Source organism: Alteromonas ulvae, assembly GCF_048987005.1.
GTDB lineage: Bacteria > Pseudomonadota > Gammaproteobacteria > Enterobacterales > Alteromonadaceae > Alteromonas.
In genome coordinates this window covers 1,766,846-1,790,953 of the sequence record NZ_CP185261.1, presented here as the reverse complement: position 1 = coordinate 1,790,953, position 24,108 = coordinate 1,766,846, and the positions used below count along the sequence as shown (strand labels likewise).

The 24,108-nt window shown below is 45.8% G+C and carries 19 protein-coding genes and 1 pseudogene; 15 read left to right on the top strand and 5 right to left on the bottom strand.

All coding sequences use genetic code 11. From position 1 onward, the window contains the following. The first annotated feature begins 94 nt into the window (after positions 1–94). The 9 genes and pseudogenes from ACOJR9_RS07830 (at position 95) to ACOJR9_RS07790 (ending at position 11,727) form a co-directional block, all read left to right on the top strand. Positions 95–1,369: an amidase gene (locus ACOJR9_RS07830; RefSeq protein ID WP_420935736.1), complete on the top strand. Its 1,275-nt coding sequence runs from the start codon at positions 95–97 to the stop codon at positions 1,367–1,369. A gap of 189 nt (positions 1,370–1,558) precedes the next feature. Next, a complete protein-coding gene (locus tag ACOJR9_RS07825) occupies positions 1,559–3,145 on the top strand; it encodes a gamma-glutamyltransferase family protein (RefSeq protein WP_420936088.1) in 1,587 nt (528 codons plus the stop codon). Between the two features lie 235 nt (positions 3,146–3,380). Then, complete coding sequence (locus ACOJR9_RS07820) at positions 3,381–4,199, top strand: sulfite exporter TauE/SafE family protein (protein ID WP_420935735.1); 819 nt, start codon at positions 3,381–3,383, stop codon at positions 4,197–4,199. Between the two features lie 12 nt (positions 4,200–4,211). Then, positions 4,212–5,474, top strand: a complete 1,263-nt coding sequence (locus ACOJR9_RS07815; protein ID WP_420935734.1) for a pyridoxal-phosphate-dependent aminotransferase family protein — start codon at positions 4,212–4,214, stop codon at positions 5,472–5,474. Beyond that, positions 5,467–6,702: an allantoate amidohydrolase gene (locus tag ACOJR9_RS07810; protein WP_420935733.1), complete on the top strand. Its 1,236-nt coding sequence runs from the start codon at positions 5,467–5,469 to the stop codon at positions 6,700–6,702. The genes ACOJR9_RS07815 and ACOJR9_RS07810 overlap by 8 nt, the downstream gene beginning before the upstream one ends. Before the next feature lie 181 nt (positions 6,703–6,883). Then, positions 6,884–7,249, top strand: a complete 366-nt coding sequence (locus ACOJR9_RS07805) for a hypothetical protein (protein WP_420935732.1) — start codon at positions 6,884–6,886, stop codon at positions 7,247–7,249. Positions 7,250–7,537: 288 nt separating this feature from the next. Beyond that, positions 7,538–8,977 (top strand): uracil-xanthine permease family protein, encoded by a 1,440-nt coding sequence (locus ACOJR9_RS07800; protein WP_420935731.1) that lies wholly within the window; start codon positions 7,538–7,540, stop codon positions 8,975–8,977. Between the two features lie 16 nt (positions 8,978–8,993). Continuing rightward, a pseudogene (locus ACOJR9_RS07795) lies at positions 8,994–10,457 on the top strand (TonB-dependent receptor); the annotation flags it as partial. Between the two features lie 70 nt (positions 10,458–10,527). Beyond that, positions 10,528–11,727 carry a purine nucleoside permease gene (locus tag ACOJR9_RS07790; protein ID WP_420935730.1) on the top strand — a complete coding sequence of 400 codons (1,200 nt, stop codon included), beginning with the start codon at positions 10,528–10,530 and terminating at the stop codon, positions 11,725–11,727. Between the two features lie 49 nt (positions 11,728–11,776). Here the strand turns inward: ACOJR9_RS07790 and ACOJR9_RS07785 are convergent, their stop codons facing one another. Next, a complete protein-coding gene (locus ACOJR9_RS07785) occupies positions 11,777–12,715 on the bottom strand; it encodes a diguanylate cyclase (RefSeq protein WP_420935729.1) in 939 nt (312 codons plus the stop codon). Positions 12,716–13,124: 409 nt separating this feature from the next. Between ACOJR9_RS07785 and ACOJR9_RS07780 the strand changes: the two genes are divergently transcribed. Continuing rightward, complete coding sequence (locus ACOJR9_RS07780; protein ID WP_420935728.1) at positions 13,125–13,481, top strand: Hpt domain-containing protein; 357 nt, start codon at positions 13,125–13,127, stop codon at positions 13,479–13,481. Between the two features lie 16 nt (positions 13,482–13,497). Here the strand turns inward: ACOJR9_RS07780 and ACOJR9_RS07775 are convergent, their stop codons facing one another. Continuing rightward, positions 13,498–14,502: an adenosine deaminase gene (locus ACOJR9_RS07775; RefSeq protein WP_420935727.1), complete on the bottom strand. Its 1,005-nt coding sequence runs from the start codon at positions 14,500–14,502 to the stop codon at positions 13,498–13,500. Between the two features lie 328 nt (positions 14,503–14,830). On the opposite strand from ACOJR9_RS07775, the gene ACOJR9_RS07770 reads away from it, so the two are divergent. Then, entirely contained in the window at positions 14,831–16,162 is a 1,332-nt protein-coding gene (locus tag ACOJR9_RS07770) for an NCS2 family permease (protein WP_420935726.1), read from the top strand. A 52-nt stretch (positions 16,163–16,214) separates the two neighbouring features. Here ACOJR9_RS07770 and ACOJR9_RS07765 read toward each other — a convergent pair whose 3' ends face one another. The 3 genes from ACOJR9_RS07765 to ACOJR9_RS07755 form a co-directional block, all read right to left on the bottom strand. Further along, a complete protein-coding gene (locus tag ACOJR9_RS07765; RefSeq protein WP_420935725.1) occupies positions 16,215–16,472 on the bottom strand; it encodes a DUF3862 domain-containing protein in 258 nt (85 codons plus the stop codon). Positions 16,473–16,618: 146 nt separating this feature from the next. Beyond that, the gene (puuE, locus tag ACOJR9_RS07760) at positions 16,619–17,533 is read right to left on the bottom strand and encodes an allantoinase PuuE (protein ID WP_420935724.1); all 915 of its coding nucleotides are present in this window, start codon (positions 17,531–17,533) and stop codon (positions 16,619–16,621) included. Positions 17,534–17,536: 3 nt separating this feature from the next. Beyond that, the gene (locus ACOJR9_RS07755; RefSeq protein ID WP_420935723.1) at positions 17,537–18,181 is read right to left on the bottom strand and encodes a TetR/AcrR family transcriptional regulator; all 645 of its coding nucleotides are present in this window, start codon (positions 18,179–18,181) and stop codon (positions 17,537–17,539) included. Between the two features lie 557 nt (positions 18,182–18,738). Here ACOJR9_RS07755 and xdhA point away from each other — a divergent pair. The 4 genes from xdhA to uraD are packed head-to-tail and all read left to right on the top strand — an operon-like array spanning position 18,739 to position 24,097. Beyond that, positions 18,739–20,208, top strand: coding sequence for a xanthine dehydrogenase small subunit (gene xdhA / locus ACOJR9_RS07750; protein WP_420935722.1), 1,470 nt, complete (start codon positions 18,739–18,741; stop codon positions 20,206–20,208). After that, positions 20,201–22,600, top strand: a complete 2,400-nt coding sequence (gene xdhB / locus ACOJR9_RS07745) for a xanthine dehydrogenase molybdopterin binding subunit (RefSeq protein WP_420935721.1) — start codon at positions 20,201–20,203, stop codon at positions 22,598–22,600. The genes xdhA and xdhB overlap by 8 nt, the downstream gene beginning before the upstream one ends. Continuing rightward, positions 22,600–23,607 (top strand): xanthine dehydrogenase accessory protein XdhC, encoded by a 1,008-nt coding sequence (gene xdhC, locus ACOJR9_RS07740; protein WP_420935720.1) that lies wholly within the window; start codon positions 22,600–22,602, stop codon positions 23,605–23,607. The genes xdhB and xdhC overlap by 1 nt, the downstream gene beginning before the upstream one ends. Beyond that, positions 23,594–24,097, top strand: coding sequence for a 2-oxo-4-hydroxy-4-carboxy-5-ureidoimidazoline decarboxylase (gene uraD, locus ACOJR9_RS07735; RefSeq protein WP_420935719.1), 504 nt, complete (start codon positions 23,594–23,596; stop codon positions 24,095–24,097). The genes xdhC and uraD overlap by 14 nt, the downstream gene beginning before the upstream one ends. Positions 24,098–24,108 lie beyond the last annotated feature (11 nt).

Below are 24,108 nucleotides of genomic sequence, written 5' to 3'. Positions count from 1 at the left end.
TCTGATCTAGAGCCTTCACCTAGCATAAAAGGAACAATTGTTTCTCTTGACATTTTTTTGAAACGATTGTTTCATGGAGATATCGAAAATTATAATGACTATAACGAAAAGCGCTGTGAATTCTCCTTTTGTATTAACACCACCTATCAGTGAAAAAAACTCTCGGCACGCCCTTGAGAGCTCCTTTACACGCCCCCTTGAAAATTTAGGGCTAGCGGTTAAAGACCTATTTCATATGGCTAATTTGCCAACGGGTGCGGGCAATCCTGACTATTTGAAGTCGCATGCAGGTTCAGATAAATATACAGTTGAGACAAACAGCACAGTAAAAACACTGCTAAACGCTGGCGCAGTGTTTAAAGGTAAAACCATTACCGATGAGCTGGCTTACAGTCTTCACGGGCAGAATAAACACTTTCCAGCGCTTGTTAATCCAGCGGCTCCCGAACATATTCCCGGTGGATCATCATCGGGCTCTGCCGTTGCAGTAAGCAGCGAATTAGCAGACATCGGTTTAGGCACCGACACAGGCGGCTCTATTCGAGTTCCGGCTAGCTATCAAGGGCTGTGGGGTATGAGAACAACCCATGGCATTATTGAATGCGACAATATGGTGGCTTTAGCCCCCTCTTTCGATACTGTTGGCTGGATGACACGCGACTTGGCCACATTTGAAACGGTAAGTAAGGTTTGTATTCCAACGCATACCCAGCTTGGCATTAAAAGCGAGCCACGGTTTGGTGTTGCCCACAATTTGTTTGACAGTGCCCTTCACAAAGAACAATGCAATACATGGGTAAAAGAAAACCTCCGTCCACGCTTTAACACCACTGATCTCGATGCTGACATGCTCGACTTAACTGCCATGGATACCGCTGCTACATTTAGACTATTGCAAGGCAGTGAAATTTGGCAGCAGCACGGTCAGTGGATAGAAGAGGAAAAACCAGATATTGCAGAAGATATTATGGTTCGCTTGTTGTGGTGTAAAACCATAACGGCAGAGCAAGTGGCTTGTGCAAAGTTGCAGCAACAAAACGTAGTTACGCGCCTTGAAACACTGTTTCAAGAAATTGATGTGTTAGTTATTCCTACTACGCCAGGCATTGCACCTCGGTGCGATGCCGACAGTACTACATTGGCAAATGATAGAAATTCACTACTCGCGTTAACCTCGCTTGCAGGGTTAGCCGGGTTACCACAGCTTCATATGCCGTTATTTACTCTACACAATGCGCCTTGCGGACTATCGCTTGTGGGTAAAAAAGGCAACGATCTTGCCCTTATAGCGTTAGCTGGAAAACTAGAGCCCTCAGCGAGAAAACTAGAGCCCTCAGCGAGAAAACTAGAGCCCTCAGCGAAAAAATAAGAGAAGCGTCAGCGAAAAAATAAGAGAAGCGTCAGCGAGAGAATAAGAGAAGCGTCAGCTAAAGCATTACTCAATAAAAACTCATTTGGTAGCACAGCAGATGCAACATGTAACAACAAGCGCATGCGCAATGAAACAAAACGTTGTGAATATCGAAGCACGCGATGCCTGAAATCGAAGGAAAGAATGATGATAAAAAAATCTAATATTGCGTTTACTGCCCCGCATTTTGCGGCGTCTCAGGTAGGTTTAAACATTTTAGAAAAAGGCGGCACCGCCATTGAAGCTATGGTTGCAGCAGCGGCGTCAATTGCCGTGGAGTATCCCCATATGAACGGGCTGGGAGGCGACGGCTTTTGGCTTATCAGCGAGCCTGGCAAAACCCCAGTGGGTATTGATGCATCAGGTGTTGCAGCAAAAGGTGCCACCCCTTCATTTTACGAAAACTATGACGCTATTCCAAGTCGCGGCGGTATGTCTGCGCTTACCATGGCCGGCGCGGTCGCTGGCTGGAGCGAAGCACTAAAGATAAGTAAAGAATGGCAAGGTGGCAAAGAAGGCCTTCCACTTACCACGCTGCTAGATACGGCCATAAGCCAAGCTAACTGGGGAATTGAAGTTACCCAAAGCTTAACCGATGCGAGTAATAAAACCTTTGATGACCTCGCCGGTAATGAGAGTTTCGCTCAGTTTCTGATCAAAGGGAAGGCACTTAAAAAGGGCAAAATACTGAAGCTAACGGCCTTATCAAAAACCCTCGCTCATTTGGCAGAAAAAGGACTAGACGACTTTTACCACGGTGAGCTAGCACAAAAGCTAGCTGCCGACTTAGAAGCTGCAGGCTCTCCTATTCGTCTAGAAGACTTTGAAAACTATAAGGCGCAACGGGTAACCCCGCTTAGCGTGACTACATCAAAAGGTAAACTTTATAATTTACCTGCGCCAACGCAAGGTGTGGCATCGCTTATAATTTTAGCGCTGTACGATAAAGTGCAGCACTTGGGCAGTAGCGATGCGGACATGGTGCACCTACTCATTGAGTGTACAAAGCAAGCCTTCATTGCTCGCAACAACAACGTGACCGATCCATCTCGAACGCCTATTGATTTACAACAGCTGCTTACGGATGAGTCGCTAGATGCAATGGCACAACAGATTTCGATTGATAAAGCACTGCCTTGGCCACACGTTGCCAAACCAGGAGACACTATATGGATGGGGTGCTGCGACAGTGAAGGCCGCATGGTGAGCTACATACAGTCGCTTTACTGGGAGTTTGGTTCGGGCATTGTTAGCCCGCAAACCGGCATTGTGTGGAATAATCGCGGAACGTCGTTTTCACTCGACCCATCAAGCAATCAATATTTAGTGCCAGGGCTGAAGCCGTTTCATACGTTAAATCCGGCTTTTGCAGAACTGAGCGACGGTCGTCGCATGAGTTACGGCACCATGGGTGGCGAGGGTCAGCCACAAACTCAGGCGGCCGTATTTGCCCGCCACGTCTATCACAATCAACCAATCGACAAAGCAATATGGTTAGGCCGTTGGTTATTGGGTCGCACTTGGGGTGACGAAAGTCATAATCTTAAAGCCGAGCGTGACCTTGTGGAATACGTAGGAGAGAGCTTGGTAGCTCGTGGACATGACCTGGTAACCGTGGATCCATGCAATGAATTAATGGGACATGCTGGCGCTATCATTCGTCAGGAGTCTGGTGATGTAACAGGGGCAAGCGATCCGCGCAGCGACGGTAAAGCCTTTTTTGGTTATATGTAGCATTTATTAGTAGCAGTTATTTATAACCGCTACTTAATATCTTTTTTCAAGGCCGTTACTAATGGCGGCTTGTTGTGCGGGTCTTTAACAATTGCCCCTTTATCCGGCCCTTTAACTCGGCCTTTTACAAAGTCTCGGTGTAACTCATCGACAAACGCACATCGGCATTAGCGCATAAAATTAAGCGCATAAAATTAAGCGCATAAAATTTAGATTAATAAGAGATAGCACATACATGCAGTTTTTGATGGATAACATAACGGTCATTTTATCGTTAATTGGCACCGGCGTTTTTGCCGGATTATTAGCAGGGTTGCTCGGCGTTGGGGGTGGCATCGTTATTGTGCCTGTACTCTTTTTCTTGTTTCAGGCACTCGGTGTATCTTCAGAAAGCGCCATGGTTATTGCTACTGCCACCTCGTTGGCTACTATAGTGCCCACTTCGCTAAGTTCAATAAAGGCCCATCACGGCAAAGGGAACGTAGATTTTGTCCTGCTTAAATCATGGGCATTGTTTATTCTCATTGGCGTTCTGGTGGGCAGCTATGCCGTTACCCAAGTTAATCCCACCTTTTTAACCCTAATGTTTGGCACTATTGCCATGCTATCGGCCATAAACATGCTTATTGGCCGAAAGGAAGCGTTGTTCAAAAGCCTACCCGGTAAGGGCGGGCAGTCTGTCATGGCCACCTGCATTGGTTTATTTAGCGCTATGGTGGGCATTGGCGGCGGAACACTTACCGTACCTACCCTTACCTTTTGCAATTACCCAGCTCACAAAGCCGTAGGCACTGCCGCCGCCGTGGGGCTAATTATCTCATTACCAGCGGCTATTACGCTGCTGTTTGCAGGTACAACACCACCAGACGCACCCTTTGCAACCTACGGATATGTAAATCTATTAGGCTTTGCCTGTATTGTGCCCCTTACCGTTCTTTTTGCCCCTATTGGCGCTAGCATTGCCAACAAGCTAGACGCAGGGCTACTCAAGAAGATATTCGCCGTTGTTCTCATCATTACAGGCCTGCGCATGCTTGCGCAGGTACTCATTTAGGAGTTTTCTTTTATGCAAGGTTTTACACCGCTCTCTCCTCCGCCTCGCCTGCTTATGGGACCAGGACCAATTAATTGTTACCCCCGGGTGCTATCGGCAATGGCAACACAGCTAGTGGGCCAATACGACCCTGTAATGACCGGCTATATGAATGAAACCATGGCCCTTTATCGCGATGTGTTTAATACTAAGAATCAACAAACGTTTTTGGTTGACGGCACCTCACGTGCTGGTATTGAGGCCGTGTTAGTATCGGCTATTGAGCCCGGTGACAAAGTGCTTATTCCTATTTTTGGCCGCTTTGGTCACCTATTGGCTGAGATTGCTGAGCGTGCCGATGCCGAAGTACATACCATTGAAGTGCCGTGGGGAGAAGTTTTTACGCCTGAACAAATAGAAACGGCAATTAAAGCAGTTAAACCAAAATTACTGGCCACTGTGCAAGGCGATACATCCACCACCATGCTGCAGCCTTTGGCTGACATTGGCGCCATTTGTGAAGCCCACGACGTGTTGTTTTACTGCGACGCCACTGCATCCATTGGCGGTAACCCGCTGGACGTCGACGCGTGGAAACTCGATGCAGTATCAGTGGGACTGCAAAAGTGTTTAGGGGGGCCATCTGGCAGCGCGCCTATTACCCTTAGCGACAAATTTGTTAAAACCGTTCGCACTCGTCATCACGTTGAAGCCGGTATTCGCGATGCCCACCATAAAGCAGCAACCGGCCCTAAAATTCGCTCAAACTACTTCGATTTACCCATGATCATGGATTACTGGGGCGATGAGCGCCTTAATCACCATACCGAAGCCGCCAGCATGCTGTACTGCGCGAGAGAGTGCGCCCGAGTGCACTTAGAAGAAGGTCAGCAACAGGTTATTGCTCGTCACAAAGTGGCGGGTGACGCCATGCTTGCAGGTATTCAAGCAATGGGGCTGGCGCCTTTTGGTGACTTAAAGCACAAAATGTACAACGTGGTAGGTGTGTACATACCTGATAATGTTGAAGGTGAAGAGGTTCGAGAAACCCTATTACTGCGTTTTAACATTGAAATTGGCACCAGCTTTGGGCCACTAAAAGGAAAAATTTGGCGTATTGGCACTATGGGTTATAACGCACGCGAAGACGCTGTACTTCATACGTTGCAGTCACTAGAAACCGTACTTCGTATGCAGGGGCATCACTGCCCTGCTGGTGCAGGCGTTGAAGCCGCACTTGGCGTTTACACCCAAGCAAAGCAAGCCGTTAACAAGGCGGGTAGCGCGAATGAGTGAGTTCGCTCAACTAGCCACGCAGGTAATGGCGCGATGTGAAATGCTAGGCACGCTAAGTCAAAACCCTAATTGCCTTGATAGGCGCTATCTAAGTGACCAACACCGGCTTGCCAATCAACTCGCCTCCGGATGGATGATTGAAGCAGGCATGACGACTTGGCAGGACGCGGTTGGCAATATATGGGGGCGCTATGCGTCAACCGTGCCGAATGCCCCTCGCCTCATTTTGGGCAGTCACTTAGATACCGTACCAAACGGCGGAAAATACGACGGTATGCTGGGTGTGGTTGCCGCTATTTCCATGGTAGCCATGTTCGATGGCCTGCAGCGTAAATTTCCTTTTCACATTGATATTGTGGGTTTTTGCGATGAGGAAGGCACACGATTTGGCACCACCCTTTTAGGCAGTCGCGCCCTTACAGGGAGTTGGCAAGAAAGCTGGCGTCATTTAAAAGATGAAAACGGCATAAGTTTGGCCGAGGCCATGGAGCAATTTGGCCTTCATTTTGATGAGGTGTCCAGCGCCAGTATTTCTCGCACCGACGTACTGGGCTATTTAGAGCTACATATAGAACAAGGCCCCGTTCTTGAACAAGAGAACCTGCCTGTAGGCGTGGTGAGCGCGATTGCCGGCGCCAAACGTTTCAATATCACCATTGAGGGAATGGCGGGGCATGCCGGCACGGTGCCTATGTCTATGCGCTTCGATGCCCTTGCTGCTAGTGCAGAGATGATCTTAGCGGTAGAGCGCATAAGCCATCAGCGAACAGGTGTTGTCGCAACCGTGGGTAAGATAGACAACATGCCAAACGGCGTAAACGTGATATCGGGGAGAACTCGCTTTTCACTAGACGTACGAAGCGAAGATGATGCGCTTCGAGACGCCGCCTTGGCAGAAATAATGCAGCATTTAGGCGAGATTGCCGCGAGGCGAAGTATAAAGCTTAGCGTAGAGCAAACCCACAGTGCCCCTGCAGTGCAATGCGATGAAAACTTAAAGCAAGCGTTAGTGCGTGGTGTAGAACTGAGTGACTTAAAACCTAGAATATTGGCATCAGGCGCGGGACATGACGCTATGGCAATGGCTGATATATGCCCAGTGGCTATGCTGTTCACTCGCTGTAAAGGCGGCATAAGCCATCACCCTGGTGAATCGATAAAGGAAAGTGATGTAGAAGCAAGTTTATCGGTGTTGTTCAAAAGCATTGACAACCTTCAATACGTTTAAGCCGCTAATAGCGCGGCTGCACTTTATTGATGCTGCCCTAAACGAAGAGCTCCATATGATGCTGCCCTAAACGAAGAGCTCCATATGATGTTGCTATGTAGGCACATAAGCGCCGACCAACGCTGCACTTACAAGCCTCAAAAGTATTGATAAAAATTGAAAGCATAGAGGATAAGGCTTTATGAAAATAAGCAGGATTTATAACGACGAACAGGGTAAAAGCCATTTTGGTGAGGCTCATATCGACCTTAAAGACGGCGGCCCCATTGGGCTACTTTCAGAAAAGTTTGGGGTAGATAAACTACTATTTCGAGAAACGCCTGCCGACTATGATTTCAAATGGCACCCTGCCCCAGCTCGCCAGCTACTATTTATCATTAAAGGACGCGCTGAATTCACAGTTTCTAATGGCGAGAGTAAAGTATTAGGTGCAGGTGATGTCTTATTACTTGAGGATACTGAGGGCCAAGGACATTGCTCAAAGGCGTTATTTAATGAGGTAAGACATTCCATATTTGTCACCTTAGACGATAACACTACGTTTTAAAATGTTCGACAGAAACCTATACACAACACCGCAAAAATGACCTCTGGGTCATTTTTTTTTGCACTGTAAGCAACCTCATTGCACAGTAAAAGTGCAAAAGCCTAACTCTGAGCTTTCCGTTTTTCAAAAATAAAACTTTTACCATTTATTTTCAATACGTTACCCAAACACAAACACAACAAATCGCAATGACCAGCTGGTCAGTTAATTGCTTTATTTATGCTTCATCTTGTTGTCTTTCTCGCTACTTACTAACACGTAATGAGCCATGATCCGTTTGGAAATATAATGCACAATAGCGATCTACTTTTTGACCTTCACGACAAGCCTAGTGCACTAACGTCACTTGTTGCTGCGTTTCAACACATGCTAGCCAGCTTTATTGGCGTAATAACCCCCACGCTAATTATCGCTTCAACGTTAGATTTAGCAGGACACACCCCATACCTTATCAGTATGGCTTTATTTGTGAGTGGCGTTGGCACTGCGTTGCAAACCAAGCGTATTGGCCCTGTTGGTAGCGGCCTCGTGGCTATTCAAGGTACCAGTTTCGCTTTTATCAGCGCCCTAATACTTGCTGGCAACCAAGTGAAAATTAATGGTGGCTCGCCTGAAGATATTCTTGCCCTTTTGTTCGGACTTACCATGGCCGGTGCTGTAGTTGAAATTGTATTTAGCCTATTCATTGCCCAGCTAAAGCGCATTATAACGCCACTCACCACGGGTATTGTCATAACGGCAATTGGGTTGTCATTAATCAACGTGGGTATGACAGACTTGGCAGGTGGCTTCAATGCAGAAGGGTTTGCTGATGTATCAAACTTGGGAATTGGTGTTGCCGTTTTACTTGTTATTGTCTTTTTGAACGCCTCGTCTAATCATTGGCTTAGATTGTCAGCTATTTTTATCGGAATGTTTTTGGGCACTTTCTATATTGCGTTCACCGACGGCATAAACCTTCAACATTTATCGGTTTTGCCTGTTATCGCCATTCCACAACCCTTCGCATTTGGTATCGACTTCGATATTTCACTGTTTTTGCCTATCGCACTCATTTATCTCTTTAGTGCTATCGAAACCGCGGGCGATCTCACTGCCAATAGTCTTTTTTGTAAGCAACCGACTAGTGGGCCGCTTTACCTTGCTCGAATTAAAGGAGGCATTCTCGGTGACGGCATCAATTCATTGTTAGCAGGTACATTTAATACATTCCCGAATACTACATTTGGTCAAAACAATGGGGTTATTCAGCTCACCGGGATCGCCAGTAGAAAGGTAGGGTTTTATGTTGCTGGCTTGTTTGTCGCTGTAGGTTTTTTTCCGGTTATTGGCGGCATACTTCAAGCCATTCCAAAGCCTGTATTAGGAGGCGCAACACTGGTTATGTTTGCCATGGTTGCCGTTGGCGGGCTTAAGCTATTAGCCAGTCACGCGTTAGACCGACGAAGCAGTTTGGTAACGGCTTGTTCTCTTGGTATGGCTACTGGCGTGATGATGGTGCCTGAGGCACTTGCCCAATTGCCCGTGTGGCTTAAAAATGTACTGTATTCTCCTGTTACCTCTGCGGGCTTAACCGCCATAGCGCTAGATTTAACCCTGCCAACAACGGCTGATACACCCCAGTTTACAAGCGCAGAGGTGAATAAAGTTAAAACTACATGCACAGGTAATCACGATAGTCAGGATGCTATTATTGGTGCAAGTCACAGACAAAGCTCACACTATTAGAGTGCCGGGCGCAGCATTTACCGACGATGAAGCAACCGACTTGATGAAGCTTCAAAATGTGGGTACAACAACATTACGCGGTAACCAAGTGCTTGTTGCTCCTGACGATCAACTCGCAAACGAAGCCATTACCCTTTATTTTGATACCATTTTTTACGCTGATGAGTGGGAAATTCGCAACCAGCTTTTTTATGACTACTACGATAATATCAACGAAAATATCTATGGATTTTCTCAGTTTCACGAAAGCTGGGTAGTAGAAGATAAGCTCATTTTCGCTACCGAATATGAAAAAGACAGTTTACTCGCGCAGTTCCAGTTCTCGCCATCTATACGCTACACCGACTTTGAACACGGTGATGACTTTACTTTTGAGTACTTTAACCGTCGCGATCTCACTATGCCATCATCGGCATTAGACCGCCGTTTACTGTCTACTCGCTCTGGTAGAAATTACGACAACTACGATGTAGGTAACTACCTAGATTTGGGCGTCGCTGCCATGACCGATTTAACGTGGGATTGGGGATTAAACCTTGTATTAGGGTTGCGTTACGACACCATCGACATTGAAAGTACTTCTCGCAGCGACTTGTTACTTTTTGCTACGGGTGATGAGACGCCGGTATACGCAGAAGAAACCGTAGACGGTTGGTCTTGGAACGCCAGTATCTCTTATGAGTTTGATTTTGGCCTTATTCCTTATTTCACCGCGGCTGAACAAGCAACACTGGTTGCTGGGCAAGGCGCTGAAATTGGTGTGGGCCAGTTAAATCAACCTGGTTCTAGCGGCGCTTTTGATACTTCAGAGCTCATTGAGTTTGGCGTTAAAGGCTCGTTACTAGACGATACACTTTATTTTGCTTTATCGGTATTTGAGCAAGAGCGTACCGACTTTAATACGCAGAATGTGGTCACCAACAACACCACCAATAACGAAGGTATTGAGTTTGAACTTCGTTGGGTTGTAAACGAGAACCTCGTGGTATCAGCAGGCTATACCAATATTGAAGTGATTAACCTTACTGCATTAGAAAACGGTAATCAGTTTGGTTTCTTGGGCGCTGAAGATTTGGTCAACCTTACCGATCCGTCCCTCGTGTTTGGTGGAAACGTTATCGGACTTAACCTGATTGGAGAAGGCTTCGCCAACACAGACGGTCGTAAGGCAGGTATTCCTGAAAATATCTATACCCTTACAGCGACATACGACTTCCAAAATGGCTATGCCGCCAATGTGAGTGTTGTTGATGTAGAAGAAGTTGCCTCGGGCTTTTCTGCCGCAGTTACCCTTCCTGCTTACACATTAGTGAATGCGGGTCTATCTTATGAAGCAGAAGATTGGACAGTGAATGTGACGGTTAAGAATTTAACCGATGAACGATATTTCCGTGCTAACTTTCCAGACTTGTTTGGTAGTCAAATTGTATTGCCAGAATTACCACGTCACTGGAACGCTACGTTTGCTTATAAATTTTAATCCTATTATTTAGGCGAAAAACAAAGATAAATCCAGCTTTCTGGATTTATCTTTTTTATTGGAGACACCTATGTATTTACGCGTTTTACCCTTATCGCGACACCTTTTGTCATGTCGTATTTCACGTACATTGAGAATGTTGAGTGCTATGTGCATTCTGAGCGTGGTGAGCGGCGTATCGTTGGCCCAGCACAGCAACTCATCCGCTAATGCTATATCGTTACCAGCACCGGTCACTGCAACGGCAACGGCTCATGAAAAAACGAAGTTGAAGGTAAAAGTGGTCGTTGTGAGCATGTTCGAAATTGGTGAGGATTCGGGGGATGCGCCCGGAGAATTTCAGCTTTGGCGTGAACGGGAGTCATTAGACACTGTTTACCCTATGCCTCATGCTCATCATGATGTGTTCGCCAATGAACAAAAAGGCATCATTGGTATTGTAACTGGAATGGGTATTGCCAGAGCGTCTGCTGCCATTATGGCGTTAGGGTTAGACCAGCGCTTTGACTTGTCGCAAGCGTATTGGATAGTGGCGGGTATTGCTGGCATCGACCCAATGGATAGCACCATTGGCAGTGCCGTGTGGACTGACTATGTGGTAGACGGCGATCTTGCCCATCACATTGATGCCCGAGAAATTCCAGATAATTGGGACACAGGTTACTTTCCGCTTTTCACCCACTCACCATACGCTAACGCCGACAGCGTCAATGTTGAAGACAGTCCAAATGGAGAGGTTTATCATTTAAACGAAAGCCTAGCGAAGTGGGCATACTCTCTTACTAAAGATACCACGTTACCCAATACCCCTGCTATGGACGCGTTGCGTTCACAATATCAAGGGTACCCCGCTGCATTGCAACAACCTGTTGTTACCTATGGTTCTCACCTATCAGCATCCACATTTTGGCATGGCGAGAAGCTAAACACGTGGGCTAATGACAGGGTTTCTTACTGGACTCGTTCAAAGGGAAACTTCATGACGTCAGGTATGGAAGATTCGGCAACACTGCAGAGCATGAGCTATTTACACAATGCTGGTCTGGTAGACAAAAACCGGTTAGTGATACTGCGAACCGCCAGTAACTTTACCATGCAGCCACCGGGGCTTACCGCCCCAGAAAATTTAAAGCAAGAAAGCTCAGGTGATGGGTATGCAGCGATGAGAAGTGCTATTGAGTCTGCCCACCTAGTTGGCAGCCAGTTTAGCGACTACATTGTTGCCCACTGGAATGACGTGAAAACGACACCGCCTTCTCTCGATAAGTAATACCGTTAGCTGGCACGTATTGTTAGCTAATGAATAGACACGGTAGCGGCTACTCGCTTTTCATTGACAAAAAGCCCCTCGCTTGATTTTTACCTCTATCTTTTGCGGTGAAAAGCGCCACATCTGCGTCTTTTATGAGACTAGTGAGATTATTATCAATGAGCTCTCGGGCGGGTTTTGTCGCGTACCCAGCACTGATAGTAACAAAGCCATCAAGACCATATTTGTGGGTAATGTTTGCGTCGCTAACGGCTACGACAATTTGTTCTGCAACAATACGGGCACCGTTTTCATCCACGTAGGGCAATATGACCAAGAACTCTTCACCACCAAAACGAATAACCGTGTCTTTAGGTCGTTTTACGGTACTTTCGATAATTGAAGAAACCCGCTGTAAACACGTATCACCTGAGAGATGACCATAGTTGTCGTTAAACAGTTTAAAGCGGTCAATATCGATGAGGATCGCACCAACACTATCTTTATCTCTTGCCACTTGCTTAATTGTTTTTGGAACTTCTTTTGCCAAGTACGAACGATTATAAAGCCCGGTAAGCTGATCGTGATAAATCATACTTTCCAAAAACTCAGTACGCGTCTTGTTTTCTAAGTGGGTTTTGATACGGTGAGTCAATGTTGATGCATTTACAGGCTTCATCACAAAATCGGAAGCGCCTACTTCCCAACATGCATTTTCAACCTGCACATCCATGGTCGCAGTAACAAAAATGATGGGGATAGTTGCCGTTTCTGGAAAGACTCTTAGTGCTTGACATACTTCTAAACCATTTTTATCTGGCATATTCATATCAAGTAGCACTAAATCGGGCACGTCTTGACGACATTTTTGTATTGCCTCACGCCCACTACTTGCAGTCTGACACACCACAAAGCTTTCTAAAATAGTCTCAAGCAATATGCGGCTAGCGCTCTCATCATCAACGATTAAGACTTTACACTCTGAGAAGGGCTTTATTTTTGCTAGCATTATTTATGACAAACTTCTGAGAGTTGAAAACATACAAAAAAACAATGAAACACAAAGGGCCTTTTTTGAAATTGATAAGTTACATGACATTCAGTTTTTTATTAGCCATTAGTCTAACCTTTTCGCTGAGCTAGCGTAATAGCGCTCGCCTACGTTTACCATACATTCACCTTACGAGGCGTCTTTTTATCGAAAATAATAAAAAAACAATTGAAGATAAATGACAGCAACGACCCATTCCTCTTACCACAAATACCGTCGCAAGCAGCAGGTAATAACCACTTACTCTAGTTTTGCCCCATGAGCAATATTCCAATTTTAATTTTTAACCTTAGAAGTACTATCAAGAGGCTCTGCAGTTTCTTATTTTTTTGCTATCGTTAATTAAACACAAAAGGAAGACTTTGCAATGAACGCAGACACACATATCCAAGCCAACATATGGAATGCTAAAGAGGCGTTAGCCAGATTAGGAGGTAATCAAACACTCCTAATGCGTATCGTTGGGATGTATTTAGAACAAGTACAGCTTAAACAACAGCAGCTCATAGCCGCTATCCATACAATGAATACCGAAGAAACTCGTCTACAAAGCCACTCCCTCAAAGGTCTTTCCGGTGATGTGGGAGCTGATGCGGTTCGAGAGATAGCCTCCAACATAGAACAGCTTGCTAAGGACAATGCGATGGACAAAGCGGCAAGCGAGGCTGATAAGCTTGACGCAGCAATAAAAGCAACCATCGCACTAATGGAAAAAGGACTGTAACCACACAGCTTGTTCTTCAATAACGGTTGTTATCAATCTCATTGATGTAATGACGCTTCTTTTCTTCGGGTAAAAAGCTTGCGGTAAAGCTATTTTTCGCCAGCACTTTTATATGCTCTTCATTTACATCAAGGGACTTGCTAAGTGCGATAAAGTTATCGTTTAAAAATCCGCCAAAATAGGTGGGGTCATCTGAGTTAACAGTAACAAGCAACCCCTCTTTAAGCAGCGTCAGTATATTGTGCTGCTTCATATCATCAATCACGCACAGTTTAAGATTACTCAAAGGACAGACAGTAAGCGGTATTTGCTTTTCTTTTAAGTAAGTCATTAGCTGTTCATCTTCTTGGCATCTTACCCCGTGGTCAATTCTATCCACATCAAGTAAATGAATGGCTTCCCAGATATAGGACGCAGGTCCCTCTTCACCCGCGTGGGCCACTACTTTAAAACCAAGCTGCTTTGCCTGCTTAAAGACGCGCTCAAACTTTGATGGGGGATGACCTAATTCAGAACTATCGAGTCCAACTGCATGAATATCCGAATAATATGGCCTTGCCTGCTCTAAGGTTGCAAACGCTGAGGATTCTGGCAAATGGCGTAAAAAAGACATAATAAGGTAACTAGAGATACCAAACTGTTGTTCAGCATCTTTCATTGCCCTTAAAAAACCCGCCATGAAAGTGGCAAACTCTACGCCTCGCTCTGTGTGAGTTTGAGGGTCGAACATAATTTCGGTATGAACGATATTTTCTTCATGGCAGCGAGATAAGTAAGCCCACATCAGCTGATAAAAATCATCTTCATCAATCAATACCCCCGCGCCAGCATAATAGAGGTCAAGAAAACTCTGTAAATCGGAAAAATTGTACGCTGCGGCTATTTCTTCCACGCTGTTGTAGGGAAGTGATACTCTGTGCTTAGCAGCAAGATCCCACATAAGTTCCGGCGTTAAACTTCCTTCTATATGAAGGTGTAATTCTGCCTTGGGAATTGTTTTTACGGTCTCGACTATCGACATGGCACCTCGCTTTACCGCACCAAATAAATGCAAACTAACAATAATGGTGCATTATAGTTTATTTATGTTTGTGTCTTTGTAGAAATTGATTAACACATTCAAGTTTTTAATAGCGCTAAACCATTAATTTAGCTTTGTTCGGGCACTACATTGTGTACCATTTGTTTTATTAGATTTCCTTATCATCGTTTTTGATAAGAAACATAACAATATAGATGAAAGCAAGCACGAAACGCACCAATCCATTGACTAGTTGGTCAGTTAATTGCTTACGCATGTGATAACACAACACAAAATAATAACAGACTCAACACACAGAGATTAGTAGATGTTCAATCAAGTTCTAGAGCGGCTCTTCAAACTTCAGCAGCACCACACAACGATTAAAACAGAAGTCATTGCTGGCCTCACCACCTTTGCCGCCATGTCTTATATATTAGTGGTTAATCCGGGTATTTTGGGCCTAAGCGGCATGCCAGTAGAAGGTCTCATTACCGTTACGGCAATAGCAGCGTGCTTAGGAACGCTACTCATGGCGCTAATGACTAATTACCCTATTGCCTTAGCACCTGGGATGGGGTTGAACGCCTTTTTTGCTTTTACTATTTGCTTAGGTAGAGAGGTTCCCTGGGAAGCTGCCCTCGGTATTGTCTTTTGGAACGGTGTCTTGTTTTTACTCTTATCGCTAACTGGGGTAAGAACAAAAATTGCCGAATCGATTCCACCATCGCTAAAAATAGGCGTTCAATGCGGCATAGGGCTATTCATTGCCTTTATCGGTTTAAAAAATGCAGAGCTTATTGTTGATAACCCTGCCACCTTTGTGCAGTTGGGCGATTTATCAAACCCTGCTGTATTGCTGGCGTTATTGGGGATCATTTTCACCATTGTGCTGATGATTAAAAAAGTGACTGGCGGCATACTTATTTCGATTATCGCGCTAACCATTATTGGTGCGTTTATTCCCACTGAATCTGGAACGCTGACTCAGACACCTTCCGCTATCGTAGGGATGCCTGAGTCAATCTCAAACACTTTTTTCGCCATGGACTTTTGGTACCCCATCAACCACCTAGCGCAAACATGGGATCTTATTTTTGCACTTATGTTTGTGAATATGTTTGACACCATCGGAACGCTCCTCGGTGTGTCGCGCAAGGCCAATCTACTTAACGAGGATGGAAAACTGCCCAAAATAGGGCCAGCAATGACGGCAGATGCTTCTGCCAGTGTGATTGGCGCTATGGTAGGCACCTCACCGGTCACAAGCTATGTAGAGTCTGCTACAGGTGTCTCTGCCGGTGGGCGTACCGGTCTGACTGCAGTAGTCGTCTCGGCGTGTTTTGTGCTATCGCTCTTCCTCACGCCGCTAATGAAAGTGATTCCCCTCATGGCGACTACCCCTGCATTACTTATGGTGGGCATTCTTATGATGGAGTCGATTCGACAGCTCGATTTTGACGAGCTTGGAGATGTGGCGACAGCTTCGGTAGCACTTATTGCAATGCCCCTCACCTTTAGTATCAGCGAGGGAATTGCGCTAGGATTTATCACCTATGTGGGTATAAAAGTAGGCACCGGCAAGTATAAAGAAGTGACCTGGCTTACCTACTTTCTGGCGGCGGTTTTTGTATTGAGATACGTGCTAGATTTAAAATAGCCGTAGTGACAAGACCAGCCTGAGCGTAAAAAGCGGCGGTGAGACGTATGTGTTATTTCAAGCCGCTGTAATTAAATGTAATTGCTTTATCTGCCATAAATATAATCTTGATATAACTAGCATCCTCGTTGCCCCAAGTACATGCCATGGTCCCCATGGTTTTGCCGCAATGATCGGCAGAGCCAATAATGCTCTCTACTTCCTCTTGCGTCATACCCATTTCCAACCTGTCGTAGTTATCTTTCGACAGTTTAGAACATGCTGAAAGCGCGAGCATACCAATAATGAGTGCACTGGTTTTAAGTTTCATAACGGCATCCTTTTTTAATAAAAATAGCGTAAATGCTTTATCAACACGTCTATCAACCACATTGACATTATATTACTTAACGCTATCTCAACTTACACCCTATTGTTGTACGCAATATCACGTTTTTTCGTATGCTAAAGACTGGCTTATCTAGAGGTATTTGGGTGCTCAGTGAGCCAGTGCTTTGCAATATCTTCTCTGGTGGCAATCCATACTCTATCGTGAGACTTTACGTATTCAATAAAACGCTTCAGTGCTGCCAGTCTGGCCGGACGGCCGATAATTCGGTTATGCAAACCAATGGAAAGCATTTTTGGAGCATCATTGCCCTCTTCCCACAAGACATCGAAAGCATCTTTTAAATAAGTAAAAAACTGCTCGCCGCTATTAAATCCCTGCGGCGATGCGAAGCGCATGTCGTTGGTGTCTAGCGTGTAAGGTACCATCAGCAAGGGTTTACTGTAGTGATGGTCGAAATAAGGGAGGTCATCGGCGTAAGAATCGGCGCAGTAAAGAATATCATTTCTCTCGGCAATAAGCTTAAGCGTATTAGGACTGGTGCGACCGGTATACCAACCAACAGGCTTTTTGCCGGTTAATTGCTCGTGCAAAACAATCGCGTCGTCAATTTCCTTGCGCTCTTGCTCTTCGCTCATATCCTGATAATGAATCCAGCGCATTCCGTGACTGGCTATTTCCCACCCTGCCTCTAGCATTGCCTTAACTGCCTCAGGGTGGCGCTGCATTGCCATAGTAACGCCAAACACCGTTACCGGAATATTTTGCTGAGTAAACAATCGATGCAACCGCCAGAACCCAGCTCTACTGCCATATTCGTAGAGTGACTCCATACTGAGATGACGATCTTGGTACGCCTGGGCACCAATTATTTCCGATAGAAAGACTTCAGATGATTCGTCTCCATGAAGCACACAGTTTTCACCGCCTTCTTCATAGTTAATAACAAACTGAAGGGCAATTTTGGCGTTACCAGGCCAGTTAGCGTAAGGCACGTGCTGCCCGTATCCGATGAGATCTCGTGGATAATTAGATGTAGTCATGTGCTATTGTATAAACCCTTCAGGTACTGTTAAACCGCAACCGCCAAGCACCAGATGAACTACCTCGTTGGTTGCTTGTTCAAAATCGGCTTTATTCATTTTTTTACCCCGCAAGCGGGTAATCTGCGCTGAAAAGTCAGCATAGTGCTGCGTACTCGCCCAAATGCTATATAACAAGTACTCGGGATTTAACTTTCTCAGTTTTCCAGCATTTATCCATCCTTGAATAAGCGCTACTCGCCCATCCATCCATCGCGCATGCTCTTCATCAAAATAGCCGCTGAGATTTTGAGCGCCATTAATAATCTCCATTGCAAATATCTTAGAGGCCATAGGATGAAGACGTGAAACTTCCATTTTTTCAGCGATGTAGACTGCCAACACTTCAGCCGGATCGTCATCCACAGTCGCTTTGTCGAAATGGGAGTTCCACAGCGACAGCGTTTCTTCTAACACCGCTACGTACAATTCTTGTTTTGTTTTGAAATAGTAAAGCACATTAGTCTTCGGTAGGCCTACTTCGTCAGCTATTTTCTGAACAGCTGTACCTTTGAATCCGAATTGAGCGAAACATTTTTCCGCAGCCTGAAGTATTTTTCTTCTATTTACAGCACCAACTCCCGCTTCAGAGCCTCTTATCTTTATCATTTTTATTTATTCCCTCTGCAAAACAGTATGCAAGACCAATTCACGTCATCAAACTGTTTCGTTACCCTAGACGCTATCAACGACATAAATGTTACTGTGAACAACTGTATTTTGATAGACCTACGTTAGCATGAATTACCCCTAGTCCTAACTAAATATAAGCCCATGTGCCTGATACACAATTGGCAAACAACCATTCACCCATTACACGCTCTAGTCATTTCACTTCCCACCTAGCACGGATCTTGCTGGATGCTTACAGCGAAAATTAGTAACGCAGCATAAACGGCACTTAAAAGTTGCGTTTAAACCTATAAAAATAGCCAAATATTAGGTCGACATACCTAATCTGGCTTTTTTTAATCAGTTTAAATTGACCACTTGGTCTACTTTTATGTTAAAAAGACAGCTATATTAAAGGATATTACACAGGGTGTGATGGGCTCTGCTGTTCAGATTTTAAAAAGCGCTTTTTATCTAAACGTACTTTACAAGGCACCGTTTTTGAAAAATGAAGCTAGTGGGAAATACAATGAAGAAAATAACAAGGTGTACGTATGATTCGCTTCCTCATTAACCAAGAAAGCGTTGAGATAGATGATGTGAGAGCCGATCTTACGCTGCTTCAATTCATACGTGAGTACCGACATAAAACCGGTACTAAAGAAGGCTGCGCCGCCGGCGATTGCGGTGCTTGCACCGTTGTACTCGCCGAGCCAAGCGCCGACTTTTCATCGCTCCATTACAGAACCGTTAATAGTTGTATAACGCTTATGAGTGCGGTGCATGCTAAACAGCTTATTTTTGTTGAACATCTAAGCAATGGCGCAACGCTGCACCCGGTGCAACAGGCCCTTGTTGATCATCACGGTTCACAATGTGGGTTTTGTACACCCGGCTTTATTATGTCTATGTTTGCGCTTTATCATACAGACAGCAGCCCAAATAGAGATGATGTACTACATGCGCTATCGGGGAATTTATGTCGCTGCACCGGCTATCGCCCTATTATTGACGCGACACTGGCAGTCTGTGAGCAGCACGCTGATGATGAGTTTACGCGCAAAACGTCTTCTACATTAAACACATTGCGCGCGCTAGCGAGTAGAGAACGTTTAGGTAACGACAGTGTGGGAGACGATGTGGCTGGCACTCGTAATTTGTTAATGCCGCGAAACCGCAAGTCATTAGCAAAGGCAATAAAAGACAACCCCGCGGCTATGTTAGTTTCTGGCAGTACAGATTTGAGCTTAACCTTCACGCAGCAGCTAAAAAGTATCGATACGCTAATAAGTTTATCGCACATGGATGAATTAAAAGCTTGCACCACAACGTCGCATTCTCTCATTATTGGTGCAGCCAATCCCATCAAGGACATCACGCCGGCGCTGTTAACACACTTTCCGCAGTTGGCGGAATTGATCACTCGCTTTGCTTCACTGCCAATCAGAAATCAGGCAACCTTGGGTGGTAATGTTGCTAACGCATCACCCATTGGCGATATGCCGCCAGTATTGATAGCGCTTAACGCAGCCATTTTGGTCGATAACGGAACACAAAAACGTGTCATACCTGTATCAGAGTTTTTTGTGGGCTATAAAAAAACCGCGTTGCACAGTGATGAATGGATCTCAGCTATTGAAATTCCCTTCTTGAACGCAAATCAACGTCTTGCAGCATACAAAATATCAAAACGTTATGAAGATGACATTTCAGCGGTGTGTGCTGTGTTTAATGTCACGATTAACCACGGCATTATAAAACAAGTCGATGCGGGGTTTGGCGGCGTGGCAGCAACTCCCGCACGCTGTAACGCACTGCATGAAGCGCTGGTGGGCAAGAACTTCTCAAATAAAGCATGCGTAGACCTGGGAAAAACCGTATTGATGAACGCGTTTACGCCTATTGATGATGTGCGCGCTACAGCAGAGTACCGCAAGACTGTGCTGGCTAATTTGTGGCATCGGTTTTGGCTAGAAAATCAATCAGACACAACAATAGCGACACGAGTGGTGAACCATGCGTAAACTCATCGATTCGCTTCCTCAGAAGCATACACCTGAGCAGCCGTCTACAGGCCGAGTTCACACATCTCAAAAACACGAGAGCGCCATTCGCCAAGTGCAAGGCTCTGCAAATTACGTTGATGATATTACTGAACCCCAGGGTACCCTCTACGCCGCGGTTGGGCTAAGCCAGTGCGCAAGGGGTAAAATTACAGCAATAGACTTAAGCGCGGTTCGCACAAGCCTAGGGGTTATAGACGTAGTCACCATAGACGACGTGCCAGGCCATAAAGATATAGGGCCCGTTTTTAAAGGCGACCCGTTACTTGCCGATGGCGAAATAAAATTCTATGGGCAGCCTGTGTTTGCAGTGTTAGCCACGTCGGTCACTTTAGCCCGCCAAGCCGCCCTTAAAGGCGTTGTTACGGTAGACGGCGAAACGGCTATTCTTAACGCACAAGAGGCTCATCAACACAGTGCTTTTGTACGCCCTTCACACCGTTTTGGTCAGGGTAACCCAAACACCATCATTCAGCATGCTGACAACACCGTAAGCGGTACGTTAGATATAGGCGGTCAAGAGCACATGTATCTTGAGGGGCAAGTGAGTCTTGCCGTGCCTTGCGAAGAAAACCGCATGAATATTTACACTTCAAGTCAGCACCCTAGTGAAGTGCAAAAGCTTGTTGCTGAGGTGCTTGATGTGCGCTTGCACCATGTCATGGTAGATATGCGCAGAATGGGTGGTGGATTCGGCGGTAAAGAAACACAGGCTGCTCAATGGGCCTGTATTGCCGCGCTGTTAGCACACAGAAATCAGCGAGCGGTTAAATTAAGGCTGCCCCGTTTTGTCGATATGCATGTAACGGGTAAGCGCCATCCATTTAGCAACGCCTTTGACGTAGCGTTTGACGACAGTGGAAAAATTATGGCGACACGCATGGAAATCAACGGCATTTGTGGGCACTCCCCTGACCTTTCAGATGCGATTGTTGATAGAGCCATGTTTCACGCTGACAACGGCTACTTTTTAGGCGACAGCGATATTATTGGTCATCGACTGCAAACCAATATGGTTTCTCATACGGCCTATCGCGGTTTTGGTGGCCCGCAAGGGATGATCATGGCAGAAGCTATGATGGATAAAATTGCTCGTCATGCTGGACTAGACCCACTTTTAGTGCGAAAAAGAAACCTCTATGGTGAAACAACGGGTACTAAAACACCTTATGGAATGGAGGTAGAGCACAACCTGCTTCCTGAAATGATTGACGCCCTTGAACGCAAAGCAAACTACTGGCAGCGACGAGAAAAAATCGCCACGTTTAATCGCAACAGCCCCATCGTTAAAAAAGGGCTGGCATTAACACCAGTGAAATTTGGTATTTCATTTACCGCCAAGCACCTTAATCAGGCTGGCGCACTCGTGCATATTTACACCGATGGCAGCATTCAAGTTAATCACGGTGGCACAGAGATGGGACAAGGCCTGCACACCAAGATTGGCCAAATTGCAGCCAACGAGTTTGGTATTGATTTATCTATGATTGAGGTCACCTCTACGCGTACTGATAAAGTGCCAAATACGTCCCCTACCGCGGCATCAAGTGGTACAGACCTCAACGGAAAAGCAGTTCAAAACGCCTGTATTACGCTTAAAGAACGGTTAGCTGCATGTTTTGCGAAAAAACTGGGGCAAGACGCATCTGCAGAACAGGTGACTTTTGAAAATGGGCATGTAGTGTTAGGCGATGAAAAGATAACGTTCCCCGACCTTATTCAAGCGGCCTACTTTGAGCGCGTATCGCTATCGACAAGCGGTTTTTATCAAACGCCAAAACTGGCCTACAACCGAGATACAGGCGAAGGCCGTCCCTTTTTCTATTTTGCCTACGGCGTCTCTATGTCCGAGGTATCCGTTGATACCTTAACCGGCGAGTACACTGTAGATCAGGTAGATATTATTCACGACGTGGGAAATAGCCTTAATCCGGCTATCGATATTGGACAGATAGAAGGCGCGTTTATTCAGGGAATGGGCTGGCTGACCACAGAAGATTTAAAATGGAACGAGAGCGGAAAACTGATTAGCGAAAATATGGCGACCTATAAGATACCGGCCATCGGCGATACGCCTTTGACGTTCAACGTAGAGCTGTATGGCAAAGAAAACGCCGAGGACAGTATTTATCATTCTAAAGCGGTTGGCGAACCCCCCTTTATGCTGGCTATTTCAGTGTGGTGTGCACTTAAAGACGCCATTGCTAGCCTGTCTAATTACGCTATTGACCCACAGCTTGATACCCCAGCCACACCCGAAAGAGTGCTCAATGCAATTACTAAAATACAAGAGCACGTTGTAACGTCACCCACAGAGTTAGTCGCTGAATTAAACAAAGCGCCGGAGGCCTGATGCAGAATCTTACTTGGCGGGCAAAAACGTGGCATGAAGGGATAGCCCAATGCCAACAGCATAATGTGTCGTACGTATTGGTTACCGTTGTGAGCGTTGCAGGCTCAGCGCCAAGGGAGACTGGCAGCAAAATGGTCGTTACCGCCTCTGAGAGCATCGATACTATTGGCGGTGGGCACTTAGAGCACCACGCCATCGCAACGGCGCGAGAGTTTCTGTTAAGTAATCAACCTCTCACTGAGCTGCGCAGCTACCCACTAAGCAGTAAATTGGGGCAATGCTGCGGGGGCGCGGTAAAAGTGCTATTTGATGTGTGTAATCGCTACCAGCAGCACATCGCCGTATTTGGCGCGGGTCACGTTGCGAAAGCGCTGGTGCCTATACTTTCGCAGCTACCTGTTAACATTACGTGGATAGACAGCCGTGAATCACTATTTAGCAACACTGGAACGATTCACTCTGGAACGGACAATACTAATACTTCAGCGCTTAATTCTAGCGGTTTGCCAGGCAATGTGAACATTGTTGTTGAGCAAGAGCCTGAAACTGAGGTTGCCCAATTAGCCCCCGGTACATGGCTGGTTATCCTTACCCATGACCACCAATTAGATTATAGAATCACGGAGCAAGCCCTTAAATATCCGTCGCTTCCGTTTGTTGGCCTTATTGGATCACAAACCAAAGCCAAACGATTTATCACTAAGCTGTGCCATCGTGGCTTTGACGATGCAGCTTTGGCGCGGCTTCATACTCCCATTGGCAACCCATCCATTCCGGGAAAACGGCCTATTGAGGTGGCAGTGTCTATAAGCGCCCAACTGATTGCACTGTTACACTGCCAATCGGACAAAGACAGTACTCAAACAGCTGATAGTGCATCTACGCTCACCACTATCAGGACAACCGCTAACATAAGAACCAATACAAGTGCCGGTACAACAGCCACTGCAACAGCCAGGGCAGAAAGTAAAGCCAGCGAAGAAAGGGAAACTAATGACATTCGATGAGCTAAATAGTCTAGAAGATGGAAAAGCAGCTGAGTGGTTTGAGCAATGCTGTGCCTCTACTACATGGGTTAATAGCATGGTAGATGCTCGTCCGTATGCAGATATCAATGCTGTGGAAAGTCAGGCAAAAAAAGCCTGGGCTGCTTGTGATAGAGACGATGTATTAGCCGCATTCAAAGCGCATCCCATGATTGGCAATATAGAGTCGCTTCGTAAGAAGTTTGAAAATACAAAAGCCATAGCCGCAGGTGAACAATCTGGTGCGCACACAGCCTCTGAAGAAACTCTTCATGAATTAAAAAATGAGAATATTGCGTACCTCAATAAACACGGCTTTATTTTCATCATTTGCGCTACCGGGCTAGCGGCCGACACTATGTTGAATGCGCTCAAGAAACGACTTCCCAACAGCACAGACGAAGAGATTAGCATTGCCGCCGATGAACAATTAAAGATCACCCTTCTTCGACTACACAAAGCGCTGAGCTAAACAGGATTAAC

Bases quoted from the DNA above. Each gene is read 5' to 3' on its own strand.
- ACOJR9_RS07790 (WP_420935730.1), top strand. From the start codon at position 10,528: ATGTATTTACGCGTTTTACCCTTATCGCGACACCTTTTGTCATGTCGT.
- ACOJR9_RS07810 (WP_420935733.1), top strand. From the start codon at position 5,467: ATGAGTGAGTTCGCTCAACTAGCCACGCAGGTAATGGCGCGATGTGAA.
- ACOJR9_RS07785 (WP_420935729.1), bottom strand. From the start codon at position 12,715: ATGCTAGCAAAAATAAAGCCCTTCTCAGAGTGTAAAGTCTTAATCGTT.
- ACOJR9_RS07815 (WP_420935734.1), top strand. From the start codon at position 4,212: ATGCAAGGTTTTACACCGCTCTCTCCTCCGCCTCGCCTGCTTATGGGA.
- ACOJR9_RS07820 (WP_420935735.1), top strand. From the start codon at position 3,381: ATGCAGTTTTTGATGGATAACATAACGGTCATTTTATCGTTAATTGGC.
- ACOJR9_RS07755 (WP_420935723.1), bottom strand. From the start codon at position 18,181: ATGATAAAGATAAGAGGCTCTGAAGCGGGAGTTGGTGCTGTAAATAGA.
- xdhA (WP_420935722.1), top strand. From the start codon at position 18,739: ATGATTCGCTTCCTCATTAACCAAGAAAGCGTTGAGATAGATGATGTG.
- ACOJR9_RS07775 (WP_420935727.1), bottom strand. From the start codon at position 14,502: ATGTCGATAGTCGAGACCGTAAAAACAATTCCCAAGGCAGAATTACAC.
- puuE (WP_420935724.1), bottom strand. From the start codon at position 17,533: ATGACTACATCTAATTATCCACGAGATCTCATCGGATACGGGCAGCAC.
- ACOJR9_RS07770 (WP_420935726.1), top strand. From the start codon at position 14,831: ATGTTCAATCAAGTTCTAGAGCGGCTCTTCAAACTTCAGCAGCACCAC.
- ACOJR9_RS07800 (WP_420935731.1), top strand. From the start codon at position 7,538: ATGCACAATAGCGATCTACTTTTTGACCTTCACGACAAGCCTAGTGCA.
- ACOJR9_RS07780 (WP_420935728.1), top strand. From the start codon at position 13,125: ATGAACGCAGACACACATATCCAAGCCAACATATGGAATGCTAAAGAG.
- ACOJR9_RS07825 (WP_420936088.1), top strand. From the start codon at position 1,559: ATGATAAAAAAATCTAATATTGCGTTTACTGCCCCGCATTTTGCGGCG.
- uraD (WP_420935719.1), top strand. From the start codon at position 23,594: ATGACATTCGATGAGCTAAATAGTCTAGAAGATGGAAAAGCAGCTGAG.
- xdhB (WP_420935721.1), top strand. From the start codon at position 20,201: ATGCGTAAACTCATCGATTCGCTTCCTCAGAAGCATACACCTGAGCAG.
- xdhC (WP_420935720.1), top strand. From the start codon at position 22,600: ATGCAGAATCTTACTTGGCGGGCAAAAACGTGGCATGAAGGGATAGCC.
- ACOJR9_RS07830 (WP_420935736.1), top strand. From the start codon at position 95: ATGACTATAACGAAAAGCGCTGTGAATTCTCCTTTTGTATTAACACCA.
- ACOJR9_RS07805 (WP_420935732.1), top strand. From the start codon at position 6,884: ATGAAAATAAGCAGGATTTATAACGACGAACAGGGTAAAAGCCATTTT.
- ACOJR9_RS07765 (WP_420935725.1), bottom strand. From the start codon at position 16,472: ATGAAACTTAAAACCAGTGCACTCATTATTGGTATGCTCGCGCTTTCA.